The sequence below is a fragment of the Bacillus sp. FSL W8-0116 genome (assembly GCF_038003825.1).
Lineage (GTDB): Bacteria > Bacillota > Bacilli > Bacillales > DSM-4216 > Bacillus_O > Bacillus_O smithii.
In genome coordinates this window covers 2,982,958-3,006,878 of sequence record NZ_JBBOPY010000001.1, presented here as the reverse complement: position 1 = coordinate 3,006,878, position 23,921 = coordinate 2,982,958, and the positions used below count along the sequence as shown (strand labels likewise).

Below are 23,921 nucleotides of genomic sequence, written 5' to 3'. Positions count from 1 at the left end.
TTCAAGACGTACTCGTCATACAGTGTGCCAATTTGCGGATATTCTCTTTACCGCCCGTGTATTGGAGAATCTTCTTTGCAATCTGTTCTTCTTTTGTCATACTTCTCCCTCCAAGCCGATCTAAAGTGCTTTGCGAATAAACCCTTTTGCCTTCTCCAGTTTTTTTATGGCTTCCTCATATGAACATTTAAGTAAAATCATAATAATGGCTGCTTTTACATGATGATTGGCTTTTTCAAAATATTGGCTGGCTGTTTCATAATCAACATCCGTCGCTTCCATAATGATTCGCTTTGATCTTTCTACTAGCTTCTGATTCGTCGGTTGTACGTCTACCATTAAATTTTGATAGGTTTTCCCTATTCCGATCATGGAAGCTGTTGAAATCATATTCAGTACGAGCTTTTGCGCGGTTCCTGCTTTTAGTCTTGTAGAACCCGTTAACACCTCCGGTCCTGTTTCGACTTCAATAGCCACATCAGCCAACTGACTAATCTCTGCCTGTTTATTGCAGCTAATGCTCACCGTATTCGCTTTTTGTTCTTTTGCATATGACAGCGCTCCTTTTACATAGGGCGTTCTTCCACTCGCAGCTAATCCGATGACCGTATCGTTTTCATTTAAGAAAATCGATTTCAAATCATCTTTTCCTAAAGATTCGTTATCCTCAGCTCCTTCCACCGCTTTAGTAAGCGCTTCCAAACCTCCTGCTAAAATACCTGTTACCATGTTTTTAGGTGCACTAAATGTAGGCATACACTCTACTGCATCGAGAACCCCTAATCTGCCGCTTGTACCAGCCCCTACATAAATAAGTCGGCCTCCATTTTGAAAAGATCGGATCACCAACTGAACAGCTTTTTCAATCAAAGGAATTTGCGTTGCAACTGCTTGCGGAACCGTTTGGTCTTCTCGGTTCATCACCTCCAATATTTCTCTTGTTGACATTAAATCTAAGTCCATCGTGCTGGCATTTCTTTGTTCTGTTGTCAATTTTTCAAGCATCTAATCATCCTTTTTAAAACTTATTTTTTGATTTAATTGTATATGACTGAAACAAAATGTCAATAATTTGATTTTTATTTTTGAAATTTTGTTTCATTTGTCAGAAATTAAAAAACATCCTTCGTTTCCAAGGATGTTTTTTGGATTCAAAGTTATCTACGCAATTTCACTGCTTCATTTCTTGCCTCATAGTATCGATCCACTACTTTCTCTCCAATTCGATTAAACACACTGACATACAGGGCATCCACAATATCAAGTTGTGCCATCCTTGAAGAAATGGTTCCTATCCGAAAATCTTGTTCGACAACCGGTGTACAAAGCCGAATATCTGCTTTCTTATAAAGAGGAGATTTATCCATATTGGTTATAGCGATCACTGTTGCGCCTTTTTTTTTGGCAAATTGAGCTAATTCAAGGACATCCTTCGTTTTCCCCGACATACTGATCGCCACAAAAACATCCCGTTCATCTAAATAAGGAATAAGAGAAAGCAAGTAGTGAAAATCATGAGCCATGATCGATTGAAATCCCAGTTTTGTAAATTTGTACTGAGCATCAAAAGCAGCCGTTGCTGAGCCGCCGACACCGTAAAAAACGAGTTTTCTTGCCTTTTGTATCACATCTACTGCTTTGTCTAATTCTCTCCGATCCAACGATGTCAGTACGGATTCAATCGCTAACTTGTTCACATACGTCACTTTTTGAAATAAATCATAAGGTAAATCTTTTTTCTGTAAAATGGAGAAATCAGAAATATTCGTTTCAGATAATGTTAAATGTTTGACTAGCTCCATCTTAAACGTTTTAAAACTCGTCATACCAATGGATTTGCAAAACCTCACTACACTTGATTCACTGACTCCCGTTTTCTCCGATAAATCTTTCGTCGTCATATGCGGAACCAATTCAGGATGCTCTAAAATATATTCACCTATTTTCCGCTCTGCATCCGTAAGTTTATGCCATTCTTTCTTAATTCTCTCGAGTAACGAATTCACATGATTTCCCCCATTATGCAGCTACTTTGTTTCACTATAAAATGAAATTGGAAAAGGAGTCAACTAATAAAGGAATCGCAAGTATCGTTTCTACCTCATCCGCTTGTTGACCTCTTTCACCACAAATATTTTCCTCATAGAACACTGCGGTCTGAAAAAATATCATTTATGATTTCTCCGAGCTAGTCTGTAGTTGTTGTTCGGCAAGTTCTCTGTAGAGCGGATGGGTTTGCAGCAATTCTCTATGTGTGCCGATCCCGGTGATAACCCCTTTCTCTAATACAACCATTTGGTCTGCGTCGATAACCGTTGAGAGACGATGAGCAATAACAATGGTTGTTCTTCCCTCCATCAGCCGCTGCAAGGCCTTTTGAACAAGAACTTCCGATGAACTGTCTAAGTTTGAGGTCGCTTCATCCAGAAGAAGGATTTTAGGATTGCGTATAAGAGCGCGGGCAATGGCGATTCTCTGCCGCTGTCCACCTGATAATTTGATTCCCCGTTCCCCCACTTCAGTCCAATATCCTTTTGGAAGCCGATCGATAATGTTCTTTTTTTGCTTTTTTCGATCACATCTAAACCCTTGCCGAGTATGAAGACACCACCACATTCAGTATAGAGCCAAGAATACTTAAATCATAATCAATCCCCATCTAGAAACCTAGGTGGGGATTATTTGACGCTTACTGTTATAGAGGCTCTCTTTTATTTCTTGCAGGAAGGAACCTAACAATTCGATATAATACCGACATGTATGATTATTACACAATGATGCCACATCGATTTTTGTGTATGGCCAGATTCATAGGCAAACAGCTTTGTTTGTAGGCTATGGTGCAGAAAGACTCAGACAGCCAATCACTATGAATTACAGGTCGAGTAACATATATTAAACAACAAATTTACTTTGTTTTTTAGCGATAAGGTAGGAGATTATTGAACTTAGAATAAGAAATACAATTAAAGAGATTAGCGCCAAGTGGGTGGGCATTTGAATCGGTTCAAACAGCTTAAAACTACTATGGAAATCAAATACTTCGTGACCCAAGATTGAAACCATGTTTCTTAAGTCAAATTTAGTTAGTACTGGTACTATGAAGTTATAGACTAAGAAAATTATTGTTGGAGCGATAAATCCTTTAAACAATATGCCTAGATAGAACCCTAGTGTTGAGAAGAAAAAGCAAATAAATAAGCTTAATAAAACCTGTAATACAACATTGTTATCCTCTGGCAAGCTACTTAATTGAAATTCTTCTACAGGAATTTTCTGTGAAATATGATTGTATAGAATAGTACCTACAATATAGTTTAGAATTAAAACAACAGCAATAATACACGTTGAGATCATATAAATAGATAGCTGTTTTGATAAGAGAATTTGATTCCAGTTTTTTTTACAGCTTTTACTTTTATGGTTTTATACTTGGTATCATAAGTTGCGATATAAATACCATAAACGGTAAAGATAAATGGGAAGAACAAAAATGTTAACCACTCTAATGTATGAGTAACAATTCGTTCTGGTTGCATGTTATTGAGAGATAAAGCTACATTATCATAATCAAATCGTAGGATGTTAGAGACAACTTCAGCTTTTCCTTCATTACCTGTTTCAGATTTCTCAATATCAACAGGAGTATTTAATGCTTCATTTATATCAATCCCTAATTCTTTATATTCTTTAATAGTACGCAAGAATAAATCATAATTTTCTTTTGTATTGGACATTTGAATAAATAAATTAAATACTGTAGTTGAGCAATTTTAATTACAATAATTACCATGTAAAAGAGACAAACAGGGTACCCCTTATGCCACGTGGAGCTGTTTTTTCACGGCATCAATGGGAATATTTTGTTTCGCTGCACGGTAAATGAACTCCACGAGGCTATGTCCTTTTCTCTTGCGCAGAAGATCGAGCCCATCAGAAAAATCGCTGTTCGACTCGAACATGCTGTACACGTAAGCAAGCTGCACCAAGATCCAGTAGCGTTTCACCGCCCGACGTCCGCGAACGCGGTATCCATCGAGTTTCAGCTGGTCTTTCGCTTGACGGAAAAAACATTCGATCGACCAACGCTGGGCATAGTAGCGCAAGATCTCTTCATCGCTTAGATCCCGGTCGGTGCTCAAGACGCAGTGAAGATGTTCCGATGTCATCGGCTGATCGGCTTTCCAAGCGAGCAGCACCACGGCATCATCGAGACCTTTGAGAGAGCCTTCGTAGCGATAAACCCGATAACGCTCTTCTCCCACCGTGACGAGGTGAGTGTCTTTCGGTTCGATGTAGCGGGCAAACTCCCTCACCTGAACCGCAATGCCTTTTGGATAAAGAAGCCGATTGGCCTTGAGCATTGCGATTACGTGGAATCCCTTTTTCAGACAAGCTTCCACGAGCGTTTGCGATGGATACCAAGAGTCCATCAGCACATAAACAGGACGGTGTACATCCAAAGAAGAAAGCATCTCGATCGCGAGTTCCCCCTTGCTTTTCCCAGCCGCCTTGTCGTAGAGGCGGAACGCAAAGGGAAAAGCCTGGGTCATCGTATGAACCATGAGCCAAACGAGAGAATGTCCCCAGATCGACTTTTTCTCTGTGTGAGAATAGTGCCAATCACACCCTTGAATGGCGTGCGTTGCCTGTGACGAAGGCTTGGTTTTTTGGCAAATCGTATCATCGATCGAAACAAAAAGGGGTTGATTCTCCTGTTTGGCGATGCGTTCGACACGACGAAGCATCCACTGTTGAAGTTTGCGAAGCAGCGTCTCTTCATCCCAAGGGCTTTTCGTGAAAAAATGGCTGAGTGTCGTGCGGTGGTTCGGATGAAAGCTCCAATGATGAAGATCGGTCAATGTTCCCGCAAATCCTTTGGTGGTCAGCGCATCCACGATATGAACGAGATGCTTCATGACAGGTTTTGAAAAATAAAGTGCCAACCCCAACATCGTGAAAAACTTGTGGATTCCTTGATGATGTGCTAATCTATTCATGAGACATGAACCTCCTTGTGAATAGTTTTGGTGACACATCTATTCTAATCAAGGAATCGGGTTCATGTCTCTTTTTTTGTTTGGTTGTAAATTTATGTTAGCGAATTTGCTCATCTACAGTTAAATAAAGAAAATGATAAGATTGCCAAAAATAAAATCAAAATTATATACGAGAAGTATTGATATTTTAACTCGATATTTAGACTATTTAATATACTTTTTATATGCTTCAACCAGATCACCCCCACTTTCTTTAAAATTATTTAATTTTGTTAATTTTGATTGTTTTAGTATAAATAACTCATCGATAATAGGAGCATAGAAATCGAATTGGTGACCTGTCGTTATAATTGTCATGTTCTTTGACCATTCTTTAAGGGTTGTTTTTAGAAACTGCATTGAATCATAATCTAATCCATTCGAAACTTCATCCATTAGAAGGTATTTTGGTTGAGAGAGAGTAGCTATAATTAAACTAAGCTTTTTTCTTTGGCCGTACGAATACTTCTTCACCTTGTTTTTTAAAATATCATGACTTAAGTATGCATTGGCTACTTCTCTAATTTGCTCTTTTTGAATGCGATTTGTTAGCAGTAGTTCAATATTTTTGTAACCATTTAGATTGAGATAAAATGGAGAATCATCATAAACAACATGAATATCATTACGGACTTCGTCAATAGTTTTTCCATCATAAAGAATTTTACCGCTATACTCTTCTAGCTCTAATAAGCATTTTAACAAAGTGGTCTTGCCTGCTCCATTTTCTCCCATAATAAAGGCAATTTTATTTGGGGGTATTTGTACATTTATCTTATCTAAAACAGTTTTGTTTCGATAAGTCTTAGTCAAGTTAATAATATCTATCATAACTTTTCTCCTTTCTTCAAATAGTCAAATTGCGTGTTAATATATGTATAACCATCGGTCATCTTAAATAGACGACCGATGGATTTCTTGATTAAATCAATGATTAGTTAACAGAGTACGACCCGTTTCCACGTACCGAGATGTAATCGGTATAATCCTTCGAATAAAGAGTAACGTCTCCCCAAGGTGTTACTGTTCCTGCAGAGATTGTCTTTTTCGCACGGTATTTATGAAGCGGGGAAGAAGAGTAATACTTTGTAATTCCTTTCACTCTTACTAAGTTAGGGAAAATCCAGCCGGAGTCTTGCCATCCTGAGCTAGAGGAAATACTTGATCCATTGTAGAACCATTCTACATAGTCTTTAGACCAAGCTAATACGCTACCACGTGAATAAGTTATACGTTTAGAATATTTTGTTGCCATTGTTTGAAATTCACCTTTTTTAGAAGGTGCAGTACTAACTTCAACTCTTCCTTGATCGGCAGCCTCTAGTACTTTTGCTTTGTCTACAGTTAAATCAGTACTTGTAGCTGCTGACACCCCTGTAATTGAACTAACAGAGACAACTATGGATAACGTTAAAGCGTAAGCGTCAAATCTTGGACACCTTCTTGATGTGCTAATTTCATGAGATAATCTCCTCAAGATGAAATTGAAGGAGGTTTTTTTATGCCTAAGAATCCTGAATTACGAAAGGTTTGGGAACAACGAATCGCTGACTATCGTAAAAGCGGTCAAACTCAAGTAAACTGGTGCAAGGAAAATCAATGGAGTATTCACCAGTTTAAATACTGGTTAAGAAAAATTGAAAATCCAATAAAAAATCAAGGAAAGTCTACAAAATGGGCATCCGTTACCCTAGAAGATCATTCACAAACAGTTGAAAATTCATTACGGATTGAAATTAGTGGGATTTCAATTGAAGTAAAACCTGGTTTCGATCCGGCCTTTCTTTCAGAAGTGGTTAGGACGTTGAAATCAACATGTTAGTTGGTACAAGAGCTGAACGAGTTTACTTGGCAAAAGGAAGTACTGATTTGAGAAAATCCATTGATGGATTAGCTGCTTTGGTGAAAGAGGGATTTGATTTAGATCCCTTTTCATCAAGCTATTTTGTGTTCTGTAATCGAAAGCGAGATAAATTAAAAATTCTTCACTGGGACTATAATGGTTTTTGGCTTTATTATCGTCGATTGGAAAAAGGAAAATTTCAATGGCCAAATGAAAATGACACTGGAACGATACAAATTAGTTATCGGCAATTACGCTGGTTATTGGATGGTCTTGCAATGGAGCAAAAGAAAGCACACCCAGAAGTAAAGGCTAGAACAGTTATATGAATTTTTTACTTTTAACAAAAACCTTGGAGGAAAATAGCTAAAACCGTCGAATTATTACTACATGATGAAAAATTTAAAGAATCCTACCCAAAACCCATTTGAATTAATTGAAAAACTTCAACAGCAAATCGTTGAATTGACGGCGAAATTACGATGGTATGAAGAACAGTATCGTCTTAGTCAAAAACGAAAATTTGGCTCTTCAAGCGAAAAAACAAATCCTAATCAATTAGAACTACCTTTATTCAATGAAGCAGAGGTAGAGTCTAATGTAAAAGCCGAAGAGCCAACTGTTGAAACAATTACATATCGTCGTAAAAAGAAACGTGGTCAACGTCAAGCTACGTTTGAAAACCTGCCTATGGAAACGATTGAATATCGTTTACCCGAAGAAGAGCAGGTCTGTTCGTGTTGCGGTGAAAAAACACACGAAATGAGCACAGAAGTACGACAAGAATTAGTGATTATTCCGGCTCAAGTCAAAGTTTTAAAACACGTTCGATATGTCTATGGATGCCGTCATTGTGAGCGTAATGAAATAGAGACACCAATCGTTACAGCACCTGCCCCAAAATCTGTGTATCCAAAAAGTTTAGCTTCACCGTCAAGCATGGCATATATTATGAATCAAAAATATGTAGAGGGGCTACCTCTATATCGCCAAGAACAACAGTTCAAACGATTAGGTGTGATCTTATCCAGGCAAACCATGGCCAATTGGATGCTTTATGGTGCCGAAAAATGGCTTGCGCCAATTTATCAACGAATGAAAGAGCATCTCCTCTCTAAAGACATTCTACATGCGGATGAAACAACTGTTCAGGTTTTACATGAACCTGGAAGGTCAAGTACATCGAAATCTTACATGTGGCTTTATCGGACTGGAAGAGAGGATCCACCACTTGTCCTTTATGACTATCAGGAAACTAGAGCAGGAGAACATGCCAAAGAATTCCTAAAAGGGTTTAAAGGATACCTGCATGTCGATGGATATGCAGGATACCATAAGGTATCCGGCGTAACATTAGTTGGATGTTGGGCTCATGCCCGCAGAAAGTTCGATGAGGCTTTAAACGTACTTCCTGAATCCAAACGTCATTCAGCAGTCACAGCTCGGGAAGGACTCAATTTCTGTAATCAGCTATTTGCCATCGAGCGTGATTTGAAAGAATGTACACCAGAAGAACGATATAAAAAACGACTTAAACACAGCCAACCATTGTTGGAGGCTTTTTCAGCATGGCTAAAAACAGAGAAAAGCAATGTTTTACCAAAGAGTCTATTAGGTCAAGCCATTACATACTGCCTCAACCAATGGGAAAAACTCGTGGCATTTTTAGAGGATGGACGTTTAGAAATCGATAATAATCGAAGTGAACGATCCATTAAACCATTTGTGATCGGTAGGAAGAACTGGATTTTTAGCAATACTCCGAAAGGAGCTAAGGCCAGCTCAATCATTTACAGTATTGTGGAGACAGCAAAAGAGAATAAATTAAATCCATTTTATTATCTTCGCTACTTATTTGAAAAGCTTCCCAATATGGATATAAGCAATATGGATGAGCTTGATCAACTACTTCCTTGGTCCAAAACAATTCCTTTGAATTGTCGGGTTTTTAATAACTTATCACAATAATAGTATTTAATCCCTATCATTAAAAGGGTACCGTCAAGAATTTTGTGTTATGTAAGATAGATAGGGTATCTCTGAAATGGATTTGGAATGGATAGGGGTTCGATTTCCTCCACACAGGAGACTGAATATTCAGTCTCCTGTGTGGAAAGGGAGAATCCCTTTATTTTGTTCGTTTACAATATTTGGTTAGTTATAACGTTTTTCAAACATTTGTTGAAGGGTTTCATAGGCTTCAGCAAATCCTCGTAATTTTCGTCCTGCCCATTTCTCATTAAAATCTTGGATGGTCAAATACACGACTTTTTCAGCGGCTTCTAAACTACTCAAACTGTTCATCGGCTTTAGACGTTTCCGAATCTCTTTGATCGTTCGTTCAATGGCATTGGTCGTGTAAATCACACTTCGAATACTGCTTGGATAATCCATAAATGTAAGGAGGACATCCAACTCATTGGCCCAAGATTGAACTTCTCTCGGATACTTGTTCGACCATTTCGACTCAAACTGTTGAAACATCTGTAACGCAATCTCCTTATTCGGTGCGCGATAAATCAGTTTGAGATCCTCTGCCACTTCAAATTGATCTTTTTTCCGAACACGATTTAGGGTGTTGCGGACTTTGTGAACGACACAGCGCTGCACATCGGCTTTCGGATACACCGCCTTAAAGGCTTCCTCCAGCCCCGGTAGTCCATCGAATACGCCCAGAAGCACTTCCTTGACGCCTCTTTTGTAGAGCTGTTGGAGAATCTCCCGCCATCCATAGGCGCTTTCTTGTCCTCCCACGAAGAAATCCAGAATTTCTCGATACCCTTCTTCATTCACTCCTAACACCACATAAATGACTTCTTTCTCTACCGTATCGCGGCGAAGTTTCACGTACAAGCCGTCCAAATATAAGACAGAATAACGTTTGGATAGTGGACGATGGTGCCATTTCTCGATGTCTTCCTTCACTACATCGGTCATACGGCTGATCGTTGCAGGAGAATAGGCATTGCCTAAAATTCGTTCAATAAACTTGCCAATTTCACGCGTACTCATGCCACTTTGATACATCCTGATGATGGCTTCCTCGAGCCAGCCCGTATGGCGTTGGTAAGGGGCAAACAGCTGCGTTTGAAATTCCCCGTTTCGGTCTCTTGGAACAGAAAGTCCTTCGATACGACCATACTGCGTGTCTAGGTTTCGATGGTAATAGCCGTTTCTTCTATTCGACGTTCCCTCTTGTTCCATTTCGAGGAAAGTCTGGATTTCTTCCTTCATGATCAGCTCTAATTTTTCCTTTACAAACTCACGAATAACGTTTTCCAGTTGATTCATCCAATCTATATTCGATATACTTTTAGACATAGGTAGGGTACTCCTTTCTCTAAGATTTTTGCCAAATCAGAGAATACCCTACCTTTTTCTTTTGGTCTAACTAAATGCTTGACACAAAATTTTATACATCATCATTAAAAGGTGGGGATTATTTTACGCTTACGTTAAAGCAGTAACTAATTTTTTCATACTCTTTTCCTCCTATTTATCCAAATTTATTCAATATGAAGTCGATCGACTTTCAAACTGAATATATCAAAAATCTACTAAAAAAAAAAATCCGTATTTTCCGCAAATTTGATTGTGGAAAATACCAATTTTTCAGAAAATGATGGCAGAAGTTGTAATATAGTGTAAAATTTTATTGAGAAATATGGGATGGAGGCAGGTATCATGAATCAAAATTTATGGAATATTTTTCAGGTTATACTAGGAAAAGAGTCCCTTGGAACGGCGGAACTTGCGTTAGCAAGGAAGAGTTTAAGTACAGAAGTCTTCTCAGCATTGGTAGAGTATCTGTAAGATGGATTGAAGTCGAAAGGAAATCCGTGTGTGTAAGGTGAAATGAATATTGTCAGAAGAAGCGCAATAAAGACTTTTTTTCAAAATCACTTGTCCACTAATTGCATGTTAGAACAAGAGATCATTCAATATATTTTCCATATGCTGCTCCGCAAAGGAAAAATATTTAATAATGATGAAACTTATTATTCATGGGGAGAGTTTTATGCATACGTATCCTCATTCCATTTTGATAAGGATACGTGCACACAATCTGTTATTACTCACGCTGCTGCTATTGAACTTCTTGTTTTAGCGACAGACATTTTTGATGACATTTCCGATCATGATCAAAGTGATGAGATCATAAGCCATTTTATCTATAGGCGAAACGGTCACCATTGCCAATACGCTTATGATGGAAGCATTTCGACTCATTCTTCATAATTCTAAGTCAGATGTGTATGAAAAATTCGCTATGATCATCCATGAGTTAGTTGCAAAACGCTTGTATGGACAGTGGAGAGATTTAAATTTTGTCATTTCTGAACATGTTCTGACAGAAGAAGAGTATTTTTCATCTCATCAAACAAAAGGCTGCGTCCTTAGTAAAACTAGTTTGTGAACTCAGCGATATACAAAACCAAAACATATGGGGGCCCATTGCAACGAACATCGGCATTGCCGGCAACTGAAAAATGATGCAAAAGATATTCTTTCCGATCATAAGAGTGATTTAATAAACAAAAAGGCCACTCTTCCAGTCATTAAATCTATTGAGTTTAGTCTCAAAAAGATAATGGGTGGCTGCTAAAGAAACTTCATCAACTGAAAGCAAATGATCGTAACTCACTATTAATGAAGGAGATTAAAAACTATATACGTAAAATCGGAGCAATCGACTACTGTTTCATTCTCTCAAAAGTCTATATGAATAAAGCGTTGGATCAGATTGCTGCCTATTATCCTGAAAAACAAATTCAAGTAAATCGTTTAAAAAATTATCTAGAAAGCTAGGGATTATATGAACAAAAAAATTTTTCCTTTTTTCATGCTGCTCATTTCCGTCTTCATTATTTGTTATACTCTATTAAAAATGTACAATGAACATTTTTCTTTTCAGCATTATTTCACGATGTTCATTGGAATAATATTTTTGTTCATTGGCATCTATAGCTATCTGCAAAAACCAAACTCGATCGTTGTTCAACATTTTTTTACGTTAATGTTTATCATCGGACTAGCTATTGCTCTGTCAACACCTTCCAGTTGGAATATAAAACCGGCAAAAGAATTGGAAGTGATCACCGCTTCGTTTGCTCCTTACGTCCTTATGAAATTTTTTGAGCATTTTCCTTCATCTACAAAACCAACATTTTTTCGCCAAGTTCGTATGATCATATTATTTATTGCCATTTTCGCAACGCTCATTTATTTCTTAATAGGTATTAGTCACCATGTCATCGTCAGCACGATCGTTCGACCATGCATTGTCGCGAACATGGTTCTATCGTTACTAACTTGTATTGTCCTATTTTATTTACATCTTCAATCCAATTCCGATAAAATAAAAAATCAAATGTATCTTATAATCGCTGGCCTGATTCTATCGTTTGCTCCTGTTATCATTCTTAGCTTAATTCCAGATGTATTTTTTTCTTTTTCGGGTGTTCCTTTTCATTATAGTCTTAGCAGCATCATCGTCTTTCCTATGACACTGTCATATCTATTAACAAAGCAAGAAGTCGTTGATTTTCGAGAAATCTTCCGAAAAATTAGTTTCCAATTATTGGCGGTGATTTTAAGTTTAGTTGTATTTAACCTATTATTATCTATATAAGTTGAATTAAAGATTTACAACTGAACACACAAACGATCGATCGTTTGTTCTGGTTTCTGGTTGATTCGCTGAATAAAGGCTTGGACATTCTTTCTAATTTCTTGCACACTCGAATAGAACACGTTGTAAATCACGTCTGATTTCAGCCATTTCCATAGCCCTTCAATCAAGTTCAATTGCGGACTGTATGGTGGCAAAAAGACGAGCTCTAACCGATCTTCGTGTTCTTTTAAAAATGGCTGAATGAGTTTGGCATGGTGAATTCGAGCGTTATCTAAAATCATCACTATTTTGCCTGTGGGATAGCGTTCTAACACAAGTTGAAGAAATCGAAGAAATGTTTCCGCGTCATAGCATTCTTCTTCGATGCAAAACACTTCCCCTGTTTCGTAGTTCAACGTGCCAATCAGCTTCAGCCCTTGATGTTTTCCAAACGTCGGAATGATTCGTTGTTTTCCTTTGACAAACCATGTTTTTTGAATCGCTTGGTAATCACGAATCATCGACTCATCTTGAAAGAGGACATGGGCGATGTTCCCATCTACCAGTTTTTTTTTACTTCAGGGAAGGTGATTTCGACGAATTCTTTTTGTTTCTCTTCATCGGCATTGGCTAGTGTATAGGTCGGTTTCGTATAGCTTAGCCCTAACCGATGCAGAATGTCACTTGTTCCGCGAAGCGTGTATGTTGGCCCCCACTTTTGTTGAATGAGTTCAGCGATTATCGCAAGCGTCCAATTATATTTTGCTTCGAATCCCACATCTACGGGGAGCTGATGTTCAATGATCAAAGCCAGCTCTTTTTCCTGCTCAGGGGTCAATCGACGTGGGGCGCCAGGTGAGTATTTCATCTCCAGTCCATCAAGACCGCGCTGGGCGTAGGCATGAATATAGTTATAAATAGTTTTCTTGGATCGACCAATAATCGTTGCGATTTCTCCTTTGGTATATCCCTGCAAATGAAGATAAATCGCTTGGTAGCGTTCATATGCTCGTTTACTTTTTGCTTCTTTCATGGCAGTGGACAACTTTTCGATCTCGTCTTTGTGATTTGGCATCATATTTTCTCTCCGTTCCCCTATTTTCTCTTTGTATTTATTCGCCGTGGAACGGGAGAAAACCTTTATTTCAATTTATATATGTTTTACAATATCAACTTAAAATCAGCTATTTTAATGAACACCCTACTAGTATACACCTTTGTTGTTTATGACCTGATCCACAAAGAGTTAGAACCTTTAAAAATGAAAAAATGGGATCTTAAGAATCAAGAAATACAAAAAGAAAAACTGTTCATCCTTCAACAATTGCTAAACGGGAAGCATTTGGAATATTGCGCAAAGCTCATTTCTGCTCTAATACACAAAACAATCGATATTAGCGGAGTATGCATGATATGGAAAAACGATAACATCCCTATAGTGCTTCATAAAACAGGAGTTTTTCTCCAATTCAACGATACGGAACTACTCACTTACATCCATCAAAGTTGTCATCCTGAAAAAATGAATATCAATGAAAAAAAATTCTTTTTCTATCCTATGAATATGGAGGGTGTAACAAGCGGATGGATCATCATAGGAGAAAAAACAAACGCAACGGTTTTTGAAAAAGAAGAAATAAAACTCATAGAAAAAATTCGAACCGACGCGACAGAATTATTTGCCAGCTCGAAATCGTTACAGCTAATCGAAAAACAGCTAAAGGAAATAATGAAAGAATCCCTCACTTACGAACTATTTCATTTGCTCCTAATTAATGAACAAGAAGAGGAAAAGAAGAAGCTATCTCTTTTTCTCCACGATGAGGTGCTGCAGCATTTAATCCTACTTTTCAATAAACTTGAATTACTAAGCAAAAATAAAGAAATAAAGAAAGAAGCTTTCAAAGACATTAAAGAGTCGCTTCGGAGCTGTATTTTTGAGATAAGAGAAATGTGCCAAGAGTTGTATCCGGTTATCGTAGAAGATTTAGGATTGAAGCAAAGTCTCTATTCATTAAAAAGAAAATGCCAAACGAACTATAATGTGATTATTGAAATTGATTATATTACGAATCTGAAAGTCATTCCTACCTTTCTCTCTATTCAAGTATTTCGAATGATCAAAGAATTGATTTACAACGCTATAAAGCATTCTTCATCAAAAAAGATTTTCGTTTCCGTCGAAGAAACGAACAATTTCCTAAACATAAAAGTAAAAGATCATGGTATTGGGTTCAAAGTACCGAATCGTATATCAGAGTTATCACAAAACAATCATTTAGGATTGATTACAATTCAAAAACGAGTCAATCAGTTAAAAGGCACATTTGACATACAATCTGAACAAGCATTTGGAACATGCGTTTCAATTACTCTGCCAATTAATGAGGATGGGACAAATGAAAGTGAAAGTATTATTAGTAGACGACCATTTATTAGTGATGCTCGGGATTCAACAATTGTTAGAAAATGAAACTGATTTAGAGGTTGTAAATACGATTTGTCATCTCACCGACTTAGAGAAGGAAATAATCGAGCACAACCCTGATATCATTGTCATGGATATAAGAATGAAAAACGATAACGGAATTGAATGGACGAAAAAAATTACTGAAAAATATCCAACATGTAAAGTTGTTATTTTATCAGGGTATGACTATGACGAATACATTCACGCTGCTTACGAAGCTGGAGCTTATGCGTTTGTTACAAAAGAAAAATCCGTCTTTGAATTGGCCAATGCGATTAGGCAAAGCCATTTAGGAATCAAATCTTTTCCGATTGACCGATTATCCAATTATAACACTCCTCTCACAAAAATAGAATTAAAAATTCTCCAAATCATTTCCGAGGATAGGACAAACGCAGAAATTAGCGAACTGTTAGCTATCAGCAGAAGAACAGTCGAACACCACGTATCTTCCATTCTTCGAAAACTTGATGTCGACTCGCGGGTAGGAGCGGTCGTCAAAGCGATAAAACTTGGGCTATTGGAATAACCGATAGAAATTTCGACATCTGAATAAAGAAACGGCACGGGAAAATTCAAACGGTCCAGCAAATATCCGAGGAAAGTCCGATAGATGGAATGGGTTGTTTATCTTCCTTACCTTTATGGATTTTTCAAAACAGGATTTGAAGTATATTTTTACAGCCAACCCCATCAAAAAATAGATGATGAAAGAAACCAATCCCTCATCTCTTCTAAATCCATATAAGATTCTTATTTTTGACGGAACTGATCACCGTCACCAATCTTGTTTCAGTTCGACGAATCTTCCGTTTATACGGGCTTTACTAGCGGTAACACAGCGATAAAACAAACTCAAACATTGAAAAGCAACCGTAAACGTAGTTCGTCTTCACTAGGAATCTCTTATATTTTGAAGAGAATAAAAAATCCCCTCATAGCAAACAGATTTTTCTGCTATGAGGGGACTCTCTTCATATATGAAAACAAAGTTTCTTTTTCAAAATTACTTGCTTATCCATTCTGTATGGAAAATGCCTTCTTTGTCCACTCTTTCATAAGTGTGAGCGCCGAAGTAGTCTCTTTGCGCCTGAATTAAGTTGGCAGGCAATGTTTCTGTCCGATAGCTGTCATAGTAAGACAAAGCAGCAGAAAAAGCAGGAACAGGGATTCCTTGAAGGACAGCCAACGAAACGACTTCACGCAAAGAAGACTGATATTTTTCGACGATCTCTTTGAAATAAGGATCTAATAGCAAATTCGTTAAGTTTGGATCTCGATCATATGCTTCTTTAATTTTTTGCAAAAATTGCGCGCGAATGATGCAGCCGCCACGGAAAATCATGGCGATGTCACCGTAGCGAAGGTTCCAATTGTATTCTTCCGAAGCTGCTCTCATTTGTGCAAATCCTTGGGCGTAAGAACAGATTTTGCTCATATAAAGCGCTCTGCGGATCGATTCGATCAGTTTGCTGCGATCCCCTTCGAATCCTTTTGTTTCCGGCCCTTTTAAAAGCTTGCTTGCTTTTACTCTTTCCTCTTTCAACGCAGAAATAAAGCGGGCAAAAACCGACTCGGTAATAAGCGGGAGCGGAATTCCCAAGTCGAGCGCGCTCTGACTGGTCCATTTTCCTGTTCCTTTTTGACCCGCTTTGTCCAAAATCACATCTACCAGCGGTTTTCCGGTTTCTTCATCTTTTTTCGTAAAAATGTCAGCAGTAATTTCAATCAAATAGCTGTCCAGCTCACCTTTATTCCATTCGGCAAAAACTTGATGCAGTTCATCAGCATTTAAACCAAGCAAATTCTTCAGTAAAAAGTATGCTTCTGAAATCAGCTGCATATCGCCGTATTCGATGCCATTATGAACCATTTTCACATAATGGCCGGCACCGTCTGGACCAATATATGTACAACATGGATCGCCATTCACTTTAGCCGAAATATCCTTTAAAATGGGCGAAACAAGATCATATGCTTCTTTTTGTCCACCGGGCATAATGGAAGGACCGGTCAATGCTCCTTCTTCTCCTCCGGATACCCCAGTGCCGATAAAATGAATGCCTAATTCACTCAACTCTTTATTGCGGCGCTGTGTATCTTTGAAGAAAGTGTTTCCTCCATCAATCAAAATATCGCCCGGTTCGAGATGCGGTTTTAATTGTTCAATCGTTGCATCCGTCGGAGCTCCAGCTTTGACCATCAACAAAATTTTCCGCGGTTTTTCCAAGGAATCAATAAATTCTTCAATACTATATGTTCCGACAATATTTTTTCCTTTTGCTTCTTCTAATAAGGCATCTGTTTTTTCTCTTGAACGATTATAAACCGAAACAGAGTACCCTTTGCTTTCAATATTGAGTGCTAAATTTTTCCCCATAACAGCTAATCCGATTACACCAATTTGTTGTTTTGCCATCATTTCTTACGCCCCTTCTGCACTATATTTAAAGCTGTTATCGCTATTTTACTGTATCAATTTTCGACGTAGGTTGCAAATGATTGAATCAGACCATTGTCTTTCCTATATAACGGAAAAACGTTCAAATAGAGACCATGATTTCTGCTGACAATATTTCCCGATGGTGAAAGAATCGCCTTTCTCACTATTCATTCCAAATCGGGATGTTTTAAAAAAGAAAAACGCCACTTTTTCATTTGTTAAGAACGCGGGAACCCTTTTTGAATGATTTGGCTGCCAAATTTTTCTTTCAGTTTTTCCATCGTTTCCAACAGAGGCTCTATTTTGGCTTCTTTTTGGTACGTAAATAAATCCAGCTGCTTGTAAGCCTCTTCTTTTTCCACTAAATCTTGTGCTGTGATGCCAAGCAAACGAACAGGGGTGCCATTCCAATGTTCTAAAACCAACGCCCGAGAAATCCGCTGAATGTCTCCCACTGAATCCGTCGGACTGTCCAATTTCTTGCTTCTCGTGATCGTATGTCTGTTTCGAAAGCGAATCATAACCGAAAGATGGGTCGTGAGCAGTCCCCGCTCCTTAAGACGAGATGAGACTTTTTCAGCCAGCTTGTGAGTCACCTCGGACAATTCCTCTTCACTTTCCGCATCTTGAGGCAAAGTCATTGAATTTCCAATGCTTTTGCGCTCATTCACTGACTCCGGATCCACTTTTCGATCATCTCGACCATTTGCCCGCTCGCGAAGACGCACCCCGATGATGCCTAGAAGAGATCTCAGCTGGATATCGTTCGCTTTTGCCAAATCGCCAATCGTCTGAATGCCAATCGTTCGTAATTTCGCAGCCGTCTTCTCCCCCACTCCGTGCATCTCCTCAACAGGAAGCGGCCATAATCGAACAGGCACATCTCTTTTGCGCAATATTGTGATGCCCATCGGCTTTTTCATATTGGAAGCCATTTTCGCTAAAAATTTATTGGGAGCAATCCCTATGCTGGAAGGCAAGTCCAATTCGTTTTGAAGTCTTTTTTGGATGTCTTCGGCGATTTCAATCGGCGTTCCCCATTCATAGCTTTCTGTAATATCCATATACCCTTCATCGATGGAAACAGGCTCTACCAGATGAGTGTATTCACGCAAAATGTTAAATATCGCCTGAGATAAGGTCCGATACCGATCAAAATTCGGCGGTTTCACAATCAGTTCCGGGCAGCGTTTTTTCGCTTCCCATATTGGCATAGTCGTTTTTACTCCGAACTTTCTAGCTTCATAGCTGCATGTGACGACAATCCCTTTTCGTTGCTTAGGATCACCTGCAATCGCTAATGGTTTACCCTTTAAGGATGGATCGTAGGCCATTTCAACCGAAGCATAGAAGCTATTCATATCGACATGTAAAATCACTCGACCGTTTTTAGGGTAATACCGCTTCACCTCCGTCCACCTCCATTCATTCTGTAATTTATTATACCAATTGTCAGCTTGAAGAAAACAATGGAGCGCTCCTCCGATGAATGAAAGCAACTAAAAGATTTCCTTCCTTCTCCTGCTTACCATCAAGGGATTTTCCTTTCCTTTTCAACATATCCCCTACTATTTTTTTACTATTCAGAATAATATAAAGTAGAAAAGTACAAAAAAGAACGGGATAATCGTTTACCGCCTATACTTGTTCATCTCAGCTTACCGCCATGGTATGGCAGTTTGAAGCAAAAAACTTTTCATTTTTTCAACCTTGATTGTCCGTACGATCCAGGCACATAAGAGCCCGTTTCTTTCGCTCCGCAGTTTATTAGCCGGAAAGAAGCCGGCTTTTTCATTTATAACGTATGAAAGGAGTGATAACGATGGTTGGCGCGTTAGACGGTGTAAAAGTTCTCGACTTGACAAGAGTGCTTGCAGGACCATTATGTACAATGATTTTAGGCGATTTAGGCGCGGAAGTGATTAAAATAGAAGCCCCCGGCGGAAGCGATGAAACAAGAAAATGGGGGCCTCCGTTTCAAAACGGTGTAAGCGCATACTATTTATGCGCCAATCGAAATAAAAAAAGCCTAACTGTCAATTTAAAAGATCCAAGAGGAAAAAAGATCATTTATCAACTAGTGGAAAAAAGCGATGTTGTCATTCATAACTTTAAAACAGGCACAATGGACCGGCTCGGTTTGGGATATGAGGAGTTGTCCCGATGCAATCCGAAACTTATCTACTGCTCCATTACCGGATTTGGCGAGACAGGTCCTTATAAAGATCTGCCAGGATATGATTTTATCATTCAAGGAATGAGTGGGCTTATGTCAATTACCGGTGACGAACATACGCCTCCCTTCAAAACCGGAGTAGCCATTACGGATATTTTAACCGGGCTGTACGCCTGTATTGGCATTCAAGCAGCATTGTTAGAAAAGGACCGTTCAGGTAGGGGGCAAAAGATCGATCTTTCTTTATATGACTGTGCTGTCAGCTCACTAGTCAACGTTGCCAGCAATTATCTCATGACTAAAAAGGTGCCGCCCAAAATGGGAAACCGCCATCCTAATATCGTACCTTATCAAACATTTCGCACAGCTGATGGAGAAATGGTCATTGCGGTAGGGAACGATCGGCAGTTTCAAGATTTATGCAGCGTGTTGGAAATGCGGGAACTTCCCAGCGATCCGCGTTTTTCCACCAACCCGGAGCGGGTGAAGCACCGAACAGAGCTTATCCCAATTTTAGAGAAACGGTTTCAAATGAAATCAACCGCCTACTGGATGGAAGCTTGTCAACTGAAAAAAATACCGTGCGGACCTATTCAAAAATTGGATGAAATGGTTTGTGACCCTCAGCTGACAGTACGAGAAATGTTTCTTTCCATGAAACATCCAACAGCAGGGACTATTCAAGTCGTTGGCAGTCCTTTAAAACTTTCGAAAACACCCGTAAAACAAAATCAATATCCTCCTTTGCCCGGGGAACACAACGAACTCATTTTGAGCCATTTAGGCTATTCTGATGCAGAGATTGAAGATTTGAAAACGAATCAAATTATTTAAAGGAGCGATGAGCCCATGAACTTTGAATTTTCGGAAGAGCAACAACTATTAAGAAAAACCGTGCGCCAGTTCGTGGATAAAGAGATCATGCCGTATATCGGCGAATGGGATGCAAACCATCATTTTGAAACAAACATCATTAAAAAATTGGCTGAACTCGGCTTGATGGGTGTCTGTATTCCCGAACAGTATGGTGGAAGCGGAATGGATTACAACTCGCTTGCGATTGCGTGCGAAGAACTAGAAAGAGGAGATACAGCATTTCGGACAGCTGTGTCGGTCCATACCGGACTGAATAGCCTGACTCTTCTTCAATGGGGCAACGAATATCAAAAACAAACTTATCTTGTTCCTCAAGCGAAAGGAGAAAAAATCGGCGCCTTTGGATTAACTGAGCCAGGGGCAGGATCTGATGTAGCCGCTTTAGGCACGACAGCGACTCGAGACGGCGACGACTATATTTTAAACGGACAAAAAACTTGGATTTCCTTGTGCGACGTGGCGGATCATTTTCTTGTATTCGCCTATACGGACAAAAGCAAAAAACATAAAGGGATTTCCGCCTTTATTGTTGAACGGACCATGCCCGGATTTTCTTCCAAAGCGATTAAAGGAAAATTGGGAATTCGAGCCGGAAATACGGGAGAACTGTTTTTTGACAACATCCGGGTTCCAAAAGAAAACTTGCTTGGCGAAGAAGGTGAAGGATTTAAAATCGCTATGTCGGCTCTTGACAACGGTCGATTTACTGTCGCAGCCGGAGCCTGCGGCCTCATCATGGCCTGCCTGGAAGCAAGCGTCAAATATTGCCACGAACGCAAGACATTTGGAAAAGAAATCGGCCGCCATCAGCTCGTTCAACAAATGATCGCCAATATGGAAGCAGGACTGCAAATAAGTCGGCTTCTTGTCTATCGAGCCGGCGAATTGAAAAACAAAGGCCGACGCAATACACGCGAAACCTCCTTAGCCAAATGGCAAGCCTGTGATTTTGCCAACAAAGCGGCGGATGACGCGGTGCAAATTCATGGCGCATACGGATATTCCAATGAATATCCCGTGGAACGATATTTAAGAAATTCCAAAGCACCGGTTATTTACGAAGGAACGAGGGAGATTCATACGATCATGCAAGCAGAATACGCTCTCGGCTACCGACAGGATAAACCGCTCCATAAAATGCTCCCCGCATGGCCGTTCACAGAGGATTCCGTTTCAAGCTGAATGAATAAAGATTCACCTATTCTTTCAAGAGCTTGTAAAGCCATGCATTTACTCGCCTATCGCGATAAACAAAATGGAAATCGTAGCTTCGCAACCAAATTTTATGAGCCAATCCTAAGAAGGGAACTTTTAGCTCCCTTCTTCTATCAAATGACAAAATAAACAGCTATTCCTTATATTCAATTTTTTCTGTTATAACAAGTGGCCTGCAGGAATCTGCTATATTATGATCAGCGATAAAACGGTTGGATATAACAACAGGAAATTCAACCGTCAGGCATTTTGCATCGTTTTCATATATTCTTGTATGTCTTGAATGCCTTCTAGCGATTCCACCAGAATTTTAGGATCAATGATGGTCACTAAGCGTTTCTCCATGTTTGCCACTGCTGAAAAATAACGGGTTCCCTCGTAAGCCATTAGGCCGATCTGTTTTTGGAGTTCAATCGGAATGTCAATGATTTCTTTCGCCTCTTTTACTAATATTCCGAAAAGGAATGATTCTACTTGAAGAACAATCAGACGGCTTTCAGACAAATTTTCGATAAATTGAGAATATAGAACTTGCTCAAAATCAATGACCGGAATCAATTCACCACGATTTTTGACAATTCCCCTTAAATAAGCAGGCAAATGAGGAATGGGATTAATATGATCCAATTTTTCAATCGAAACGACATATTGAATCGGAACGGCATATTCTTCCTTGCCTGATTGAAAAACAACCATTTTTGTTTCTTCCATTTCTTATGCCCCCTTTTGAAAACGGTCGAAAAGAGAGCCGGAGAGCTCTCTTTTCAAAAGAAATTACGATGGATTCGCTACTTCTTCCACAATAGCCACTGTCATTTCTGCCAATTTCACTAGTTCTTCAATAGGCATTTTTTCATTCACTGTATGAATATCCTCATATCCTACAGCTAAATTGACAGTAGGAATCCCTAATCCGGCAATCACGTTCGCGTCGCTTCCGCCGCCGCTTTGCAGCAATTCAGAAGGTCGGCCCACTTTCGCCGCTGCTTTTTTCGCAATTTCCACCACTTTATCTCCTTCGCCAAATTTAAAACCAGGGTACATAACCTGCACATCAATTTCTGCCCGTCCTCCCATTTCTTGGGCGGCACTTTCAAAAGCTTCTTTCATTTTGGCTACTTGTTGTTCCATTTTTTCAGGAACTAACGATCTTGCTTCCGCCAAAATATCGACACGGTCACATACGATATTCGTTGCTTGCCCGCCTTCAAATCGGCCGATATTGGCAGTGGTTTCTTCGTCGATTCGTCCTAACGGCATTCTTGCGATAGCTTTTGAGGCGATCGTGATGGCGGAAACCCCTTTCTCAGGAGCCACACCTGCATGAGCCGTTTTTCCAAGAATCACCGCTTTGATTTTTGCTTGTGTTGGAGCTGCTACGACAATATTTCCCACTTTCCCATCGCTGTCGAGAGCATACCCATATCTCGCTTTAATAAGCGATGGATCAAGCTCTTTGGCTCCCACTAAGCCGGATTCTTCCCCCACTGTTATGATAAATTGAATCGTCCCATGAGAAATGTTCTGTTCTTTGATCATTCTGATTGCTTCAAACATGACCGCCAATCCGGCTTTATCATCAGCACCTAAAATCGTCGTTCCGTCCGTGACGACGTAACCGTCTTTAATGGAAGGTTTCACCCCTTTTCCGGGAACGACGGTATCCATATGTGAAGTAAAATAAATAGGATCCACGCCTTCTTTATTTCCCGGTAAAGTACAAATCAAGTTTCCGGCGCCATGCCCTGTTTTTTCTTTCGCATTATCTTCATAGACATCCAAGCCTAATTCTGTAAATTTTTGTTTTAAAACTTTAGAAATCTCGCTTTCGTTTTTGGTTTCCGAGTCAATTTGTACAAGTTCCAAAAATTCATTGACTAATCTTTCTTTATTCACCATAGCAAAAATTACCTCCAATTTATGTACTCACTATTCAGTATACTCCTTTGAAAAAAAGTCTACAAACGAAAGGTAGATTCTGAGTCATATGGCTTTATTTTTCGAATAATATCAATTTTCTTGAATTTTTAGGGTATGGCGGCATAAAAAGTCAATGGCAAAAGGGGCGACAACGTTCAAGTATTTTTTCATTCCAATATTCGATATAATTTTTACTTAAATTGCAATATTAAATGCAACAAGTATTGAAAGACCAGATAACCCATGATTAAGTAGAATCGGGACACTCTGCGCGACTTGACGTGGAGTGGTGGGCATGGTAGCCTGGTTGGCCCAGCCAGTACCG

Annotated in this window: 24 protein-coding genes and 1 pseudogene; 10 read left to right on the top strand and 15 right to left on the bottom strand. The window is 39.2% G+C overall.

Features of this window, described 5'->3' with window-relative positions; all coding sequences use genetic code 11:
* Nucleotide 1: 1 nt before the first annotated feature.
* The 9 genes and pseudogenes from N1I86_RS14330 to N1I86_RS14290 all read right to left on the bottom strand — a co-directional run bounded on the left by N1I86_RS14330 (nucleotide 2) and on the right by N1I86_RS14290 (nucleotide 6,411).
* Nucleotides 2–100, bottom strand: a complete 99-nt coding sequence (locus N1I86_RS14330) for a PTS transporter subunit EIIB (protein ID WP_341096868.1) — start codon at nucleotides 98–100, stop codon at nucleotides 2–4.
* A 20-nt stretch (nucleotides 101–120) separates the two neighbouring features.
* A complete protein-coding gene (murQ, locus tag N1I86_RS14325; RefSeq protein ID WP_003355254.1) occupies nucleotides 121–1,005 on the bottom strand; it encodes an N-acetylmuramic acid 6-phosphate etherase in 885 nt (294 codons plus the stop codon).
* Nucleotides 1,006–1,157: 152 nt separating this feature from the next.
* Nucleotides 1,158–2,006, bottom strand: a complete 849-nt coding sequence (locus tag N1I86_RS14320; RefSeq protein WP_003355255.1) for a MurR/RpiR family transcriptional regulator — start codon at nucleotides 2,004–2,006, stop codon at nucleotides 1,158–1,160.
* A 34-nt stretch (nucleotides 2,007–2,040) separates the two neighbouring features.
* Nucleotides 2,041–2,172: a hypothetical protein gene (locus tag N1I86_RS14315; RefSeq protein ID WP_003355257.1), complete on the bottom strand. Its 132-nt coding sequence runs from the start codon at nucleotides 2,170–2,172 to the stop codon at nucleotides 2,041–2,043.
* Nucleotides 2,173–2,550, bottom strand: a pseudogene (locus tag N1I86_RS14310) (ATP-binding cassette domain-containing protein); the annotation flags it as partial.
* 803 nt (nucleotides 2,551–3,353) lie between these two features.
* On the bottom strand, nucleotides 3,354–3,737 hold the full coding sequence (locus tag N1I86_RS14305; RefSeq protein WP_341096865.1) for a hypothetical protein: 384 nt from the start codon (nucleotides 3,735–3,737) through the stop codon (nucleotides 3,354–3,356).
* A gap of 81 nt (nucleotides 3,738–3,818) precedes the next feature.
* Nucleotides 3,819–5,000, bottom strand: coding sequence for an IS701 family transposase (locus tag N1I86_RS14300; RefSeq protein ID WP_341096863.1), 1,182 nt, complete (start codon nucleotides 4,998–5,000; stop codon nucleotides 3,819–3,821).
* A gap of 204 nt (nucleotides 5,001–5,204) precedes the next feature.
* Complete coding sequence (locus tag N1I86_RS14295; RefSeq protein WP_341096859.1) at nucleotides 5,205–5,870, bottom strand: ATP-binding cassette domain-containing protein; 666 nt, start codon at nucleotides 5,868–5,870, stop codon at nucleotides 5,205–5,207.
* 103 nt (nucleotides 5,871–5,973) lie between these two features.
* A complete protein-coding gene (locus N1I86_RS14290; protein ID WP_341096857.1) occupies nucleotides 5,974–6,411 on the bottom strand; it encodes a hypothetical protein in 438 nt (145 codons plus the stop codon).
* 129 nt (nucleotides 6,412–6,540) lie between these two features.
* On the opposite strand from N1I86_RS14290, the gene tnpA reads away from it, so the two are divergent.
* The 3 genes from tnpA to tnpC all read left to right on the top strand — a co-directional run bounded on the left by tnpA (nucleotide 6,541) and on the right by tnpC (nucleotide 8,850).
* On the top strand, nucleotides 6,541–6,861 hold the full coding sequence (gene tnpA / locus N1I86_RS14285; RefSeq protein ID WP_003352856.1) for an IS66 family insertion sequence element accessory protein TnpA: 321 nt from the start codon (nucleotides 6,541–6,543) through the stop codon (nucleotides 6,859–6,861).
* Nucleotides 6,855–7,211, top strand: coding sequence for an IS66 family insertion sequence element accessory protein TnpB (gene tnpB, locus N1I86_RS14280; RefSeq protein WP_003352857.1), 357 nt, complete (start codon nucleotides 6,855–6,857; stop codon nucleotides 7,209–7,211). Before tnpA ends, tnpB begins: the two co-directional genes overlap by 7 nt.
* Nucleotides 7,212–7,272: 61 nt before the next feature.
* Entirely contained in the window at nucleotides 7,273–8,850 is a 1,578-nt protein-coding gene (gene tnpC / locus N1I86_RS14275; RefSeq protein WP_341095296.1) for an IS66 family transposase, read from the top strand.
* A gap of 186 nt (nucleotides 8,851–9,036) precedes the next feature.
* On the opposite strand, the gene N1I86_RS14270 is transcribed toward tnpC, so the two are convergent.
* Nucleotides 9,037–10,203, bottom strand: coding sequence for an IS256 family transposase (locus N1I86_RS14270; protein WP_341095220.1), 1,167 nt, complete (start codon nucleotides 10,201–10,203; stop codon nucleotides 9,037–9,039).
* Between the two features lie 363 nt (nucleotides 10,204–10,566).
* Here N1I86_RS14270 and N1I86_RS14265 point away from each other — a divergent pair, with 363 nt between their 5' ends.
* The 3 genes from N1I86_RS14265 to N1I86_RS14255 all read left to right on the top strand — a co-directional run bounded on the left by N1I86_RS14265 (nucleotide 10,567) and on the right by N1I86_RS14255 (nucleotide 12,514).
* Nucleotides 10,567–10,695, top strand: coding sequence for a hypothetical protein (locus N1I86_RS14265; RefSeq protein ID WP_341096854.1), 129 nt, complete (start codon nucleotides 10,567–10,569; stop codon nucleotides 10,693–10,695).
* Between the two features lie 42 nt (nucleotides 10,696–10,737).
* Nucleotides 10,738–11,121 (top strand): hypothetical protein, encoded by a 384-nt coding sequence (locus N1I86_RS14260; RefSeq protein WP_341096852.1) that lies wholly within the window; start codon nucleotides 10,738–10,740, stop codon nucleotides 11,119–11,121.
* Between the two features lie 577 nt (nucleotides 11,122–11,698).
* On the top strand, nucleotides 11,699–12,514 hold the full coding sequence (locus N1I86_RS14255; RefSeq protein WP_341096848.1) for a hypothetical protein: 816 nt from the start codon (nucleotides 11,699–11,701) through the stop codon (nucleotides 12,512–12,514).
* Nucleotides 12,515–12,528: 14 nt separating this feature from the next.
* Here the strand turns inward: N1I86_RS14255 and N1I86_RS14250 are convergent.
* A protein-coding gene (locus N1I86_RS14250) for an IS630-like element ISBs2 family transposase (RefSeq protein ID WP_076611651.1) occupies nucleotides 12,529–13,574 on the bottom strand; the annotation gives its coding sequence in 2 pieces (ribosomal slippage) (nucleotides 12,529–13,068 and nucleotides 13,071–13,574; 1,044 coding nt in all).
* 183 nt (nucleotides 13,575–13,757) lie between these two features.
* Between N1I86_RS14250 and N1I86_RS14245 the strand changes: the two genes are divergently transcribed.
* Together N1I86_RS14245 and N1I86_RS14240 are read left to right on the top strand one after the other, a co-directional pair.
* Nucleotides 13,758–14,969, top strand: coding sequence for a sensor histidine kinase (locus N1I86_RS14245; RefSeq protein WP_341096846.1), 1,212 nt, complete (start codon nucleotides 13,758–13,760; stop codon nucleotides 14,967–14,969).
* Entirely contained in the window at nucleotides 14,896–15,495 is a 600-nt protein-coding gene (locus N1I86_RS14240; RefSeq protein ID WP_341096844.1) for a response regulator transcription factor, read from the top strand. The genes N1I86_RS14245 and N1I86_RS14240 overlap by 74 nt, the downstream gene beginning before the upstream one ends.
* A gap of 477 nt (nucleotides 15,496–15,972) precedes the next feature.
* Here N1I86_RS14240 and gndA read toward each other — a convergent pair whose 3' ends face one another.
* Nucleotides 15,973–17,385 carry an NADP-dependent phosphogluconate dehydrogenase gene (gene gndA, locus N1I86_RS14235; protein WP_341097373.1) on the bottom strand — a complete coding sequence of 471 codons (1,413 nt, stop codon included), beginning with the start codon at nucleotides 17,383–17,385 and terminating at the stop codon, nucleotides 15,973–15,975.
* Nucleotides 17,386–17,627: 242 nt separating this feature from the next.
* Nucleotides 17,628–18,818 (bottom strand): DNA polymerase IV, encoded by a 1,191-nt coding sequence (locus N1I86_RS14230; RefSeq protein ID WP_003355260.1) that lies wholly within the window; start codon nucleotides 18,816–18,818, stop codon nucleotides 17,628–17,630.
* A 413-nt stretch (nucleotides 18,819–19,231) separates the two neighbouring features.
* Between N1I86_RS14230 and N1I86_RS14225 the strand changes: the two genes are divergently transcribed.
* Together N1I86_RS14225 and N1I86_RS14220 are read left to right on the top strand one after the other, a co-directional pair.
* Nucleotides 19,232–20,419 (top strand): CaiB/BaiF CoA transferase family protein, encoded by a 1,188-nt coding sequence (locus N1I86_RS14225; RefSeq protein WP_341096842.1) that lies wholly within the window; start codon nucleotides 19,232–19,234, stop codon nucleotides 20,417–20,419.
* Nucleotides 20,420–20,434: 15 nt separating this feature from the next.
* Nucleotides 20,435–21,643 (top strand): acyl-CoA dehydrogenase family protein, encoded by a 1,209-nt coding sequence (locus tag N1I86_RS14220; protein ID WP_341096840.1) that lies wholly within the window; start codon nucleotides 20,435–20,437, stop codon nucleotides 21,641–21,643.
* Nucleotides 21,644–21,916: 273 nt separating this feature from the next.
* On the opposite strand, the gene N1I86_RS14215 is transcribed toward N1I86_RS14220, so the two are convergent.
* Nucleotides 21,917–22,387 (bottom strand): chemotaxis protein CheW, encoded by a 471-nt coding sequence (locus N1I86_RS14215; protein WP_341096839.1) that lies wholly within the window; start codon nucleotides 22,385–22,387, stop codon nucleotides 21,917–21,919.
* A gap of 63 nt (nucleotides 22,388–22,450) precedes the next feature.
* Nucleotides 22,451–23,575: a tripeptidase T gene (locus N1I86_RS14210; protein ID WP_341096838.1), complete on the bottom strand. Its 1,125-nt coding sequence runs from the start codon at nucleotides 23,573–23,575 to the stop codon at nucleotides 22,451–22,453.
* Nucleotides 23,576–23,921 lie beyond the last annotated feature (346 nt).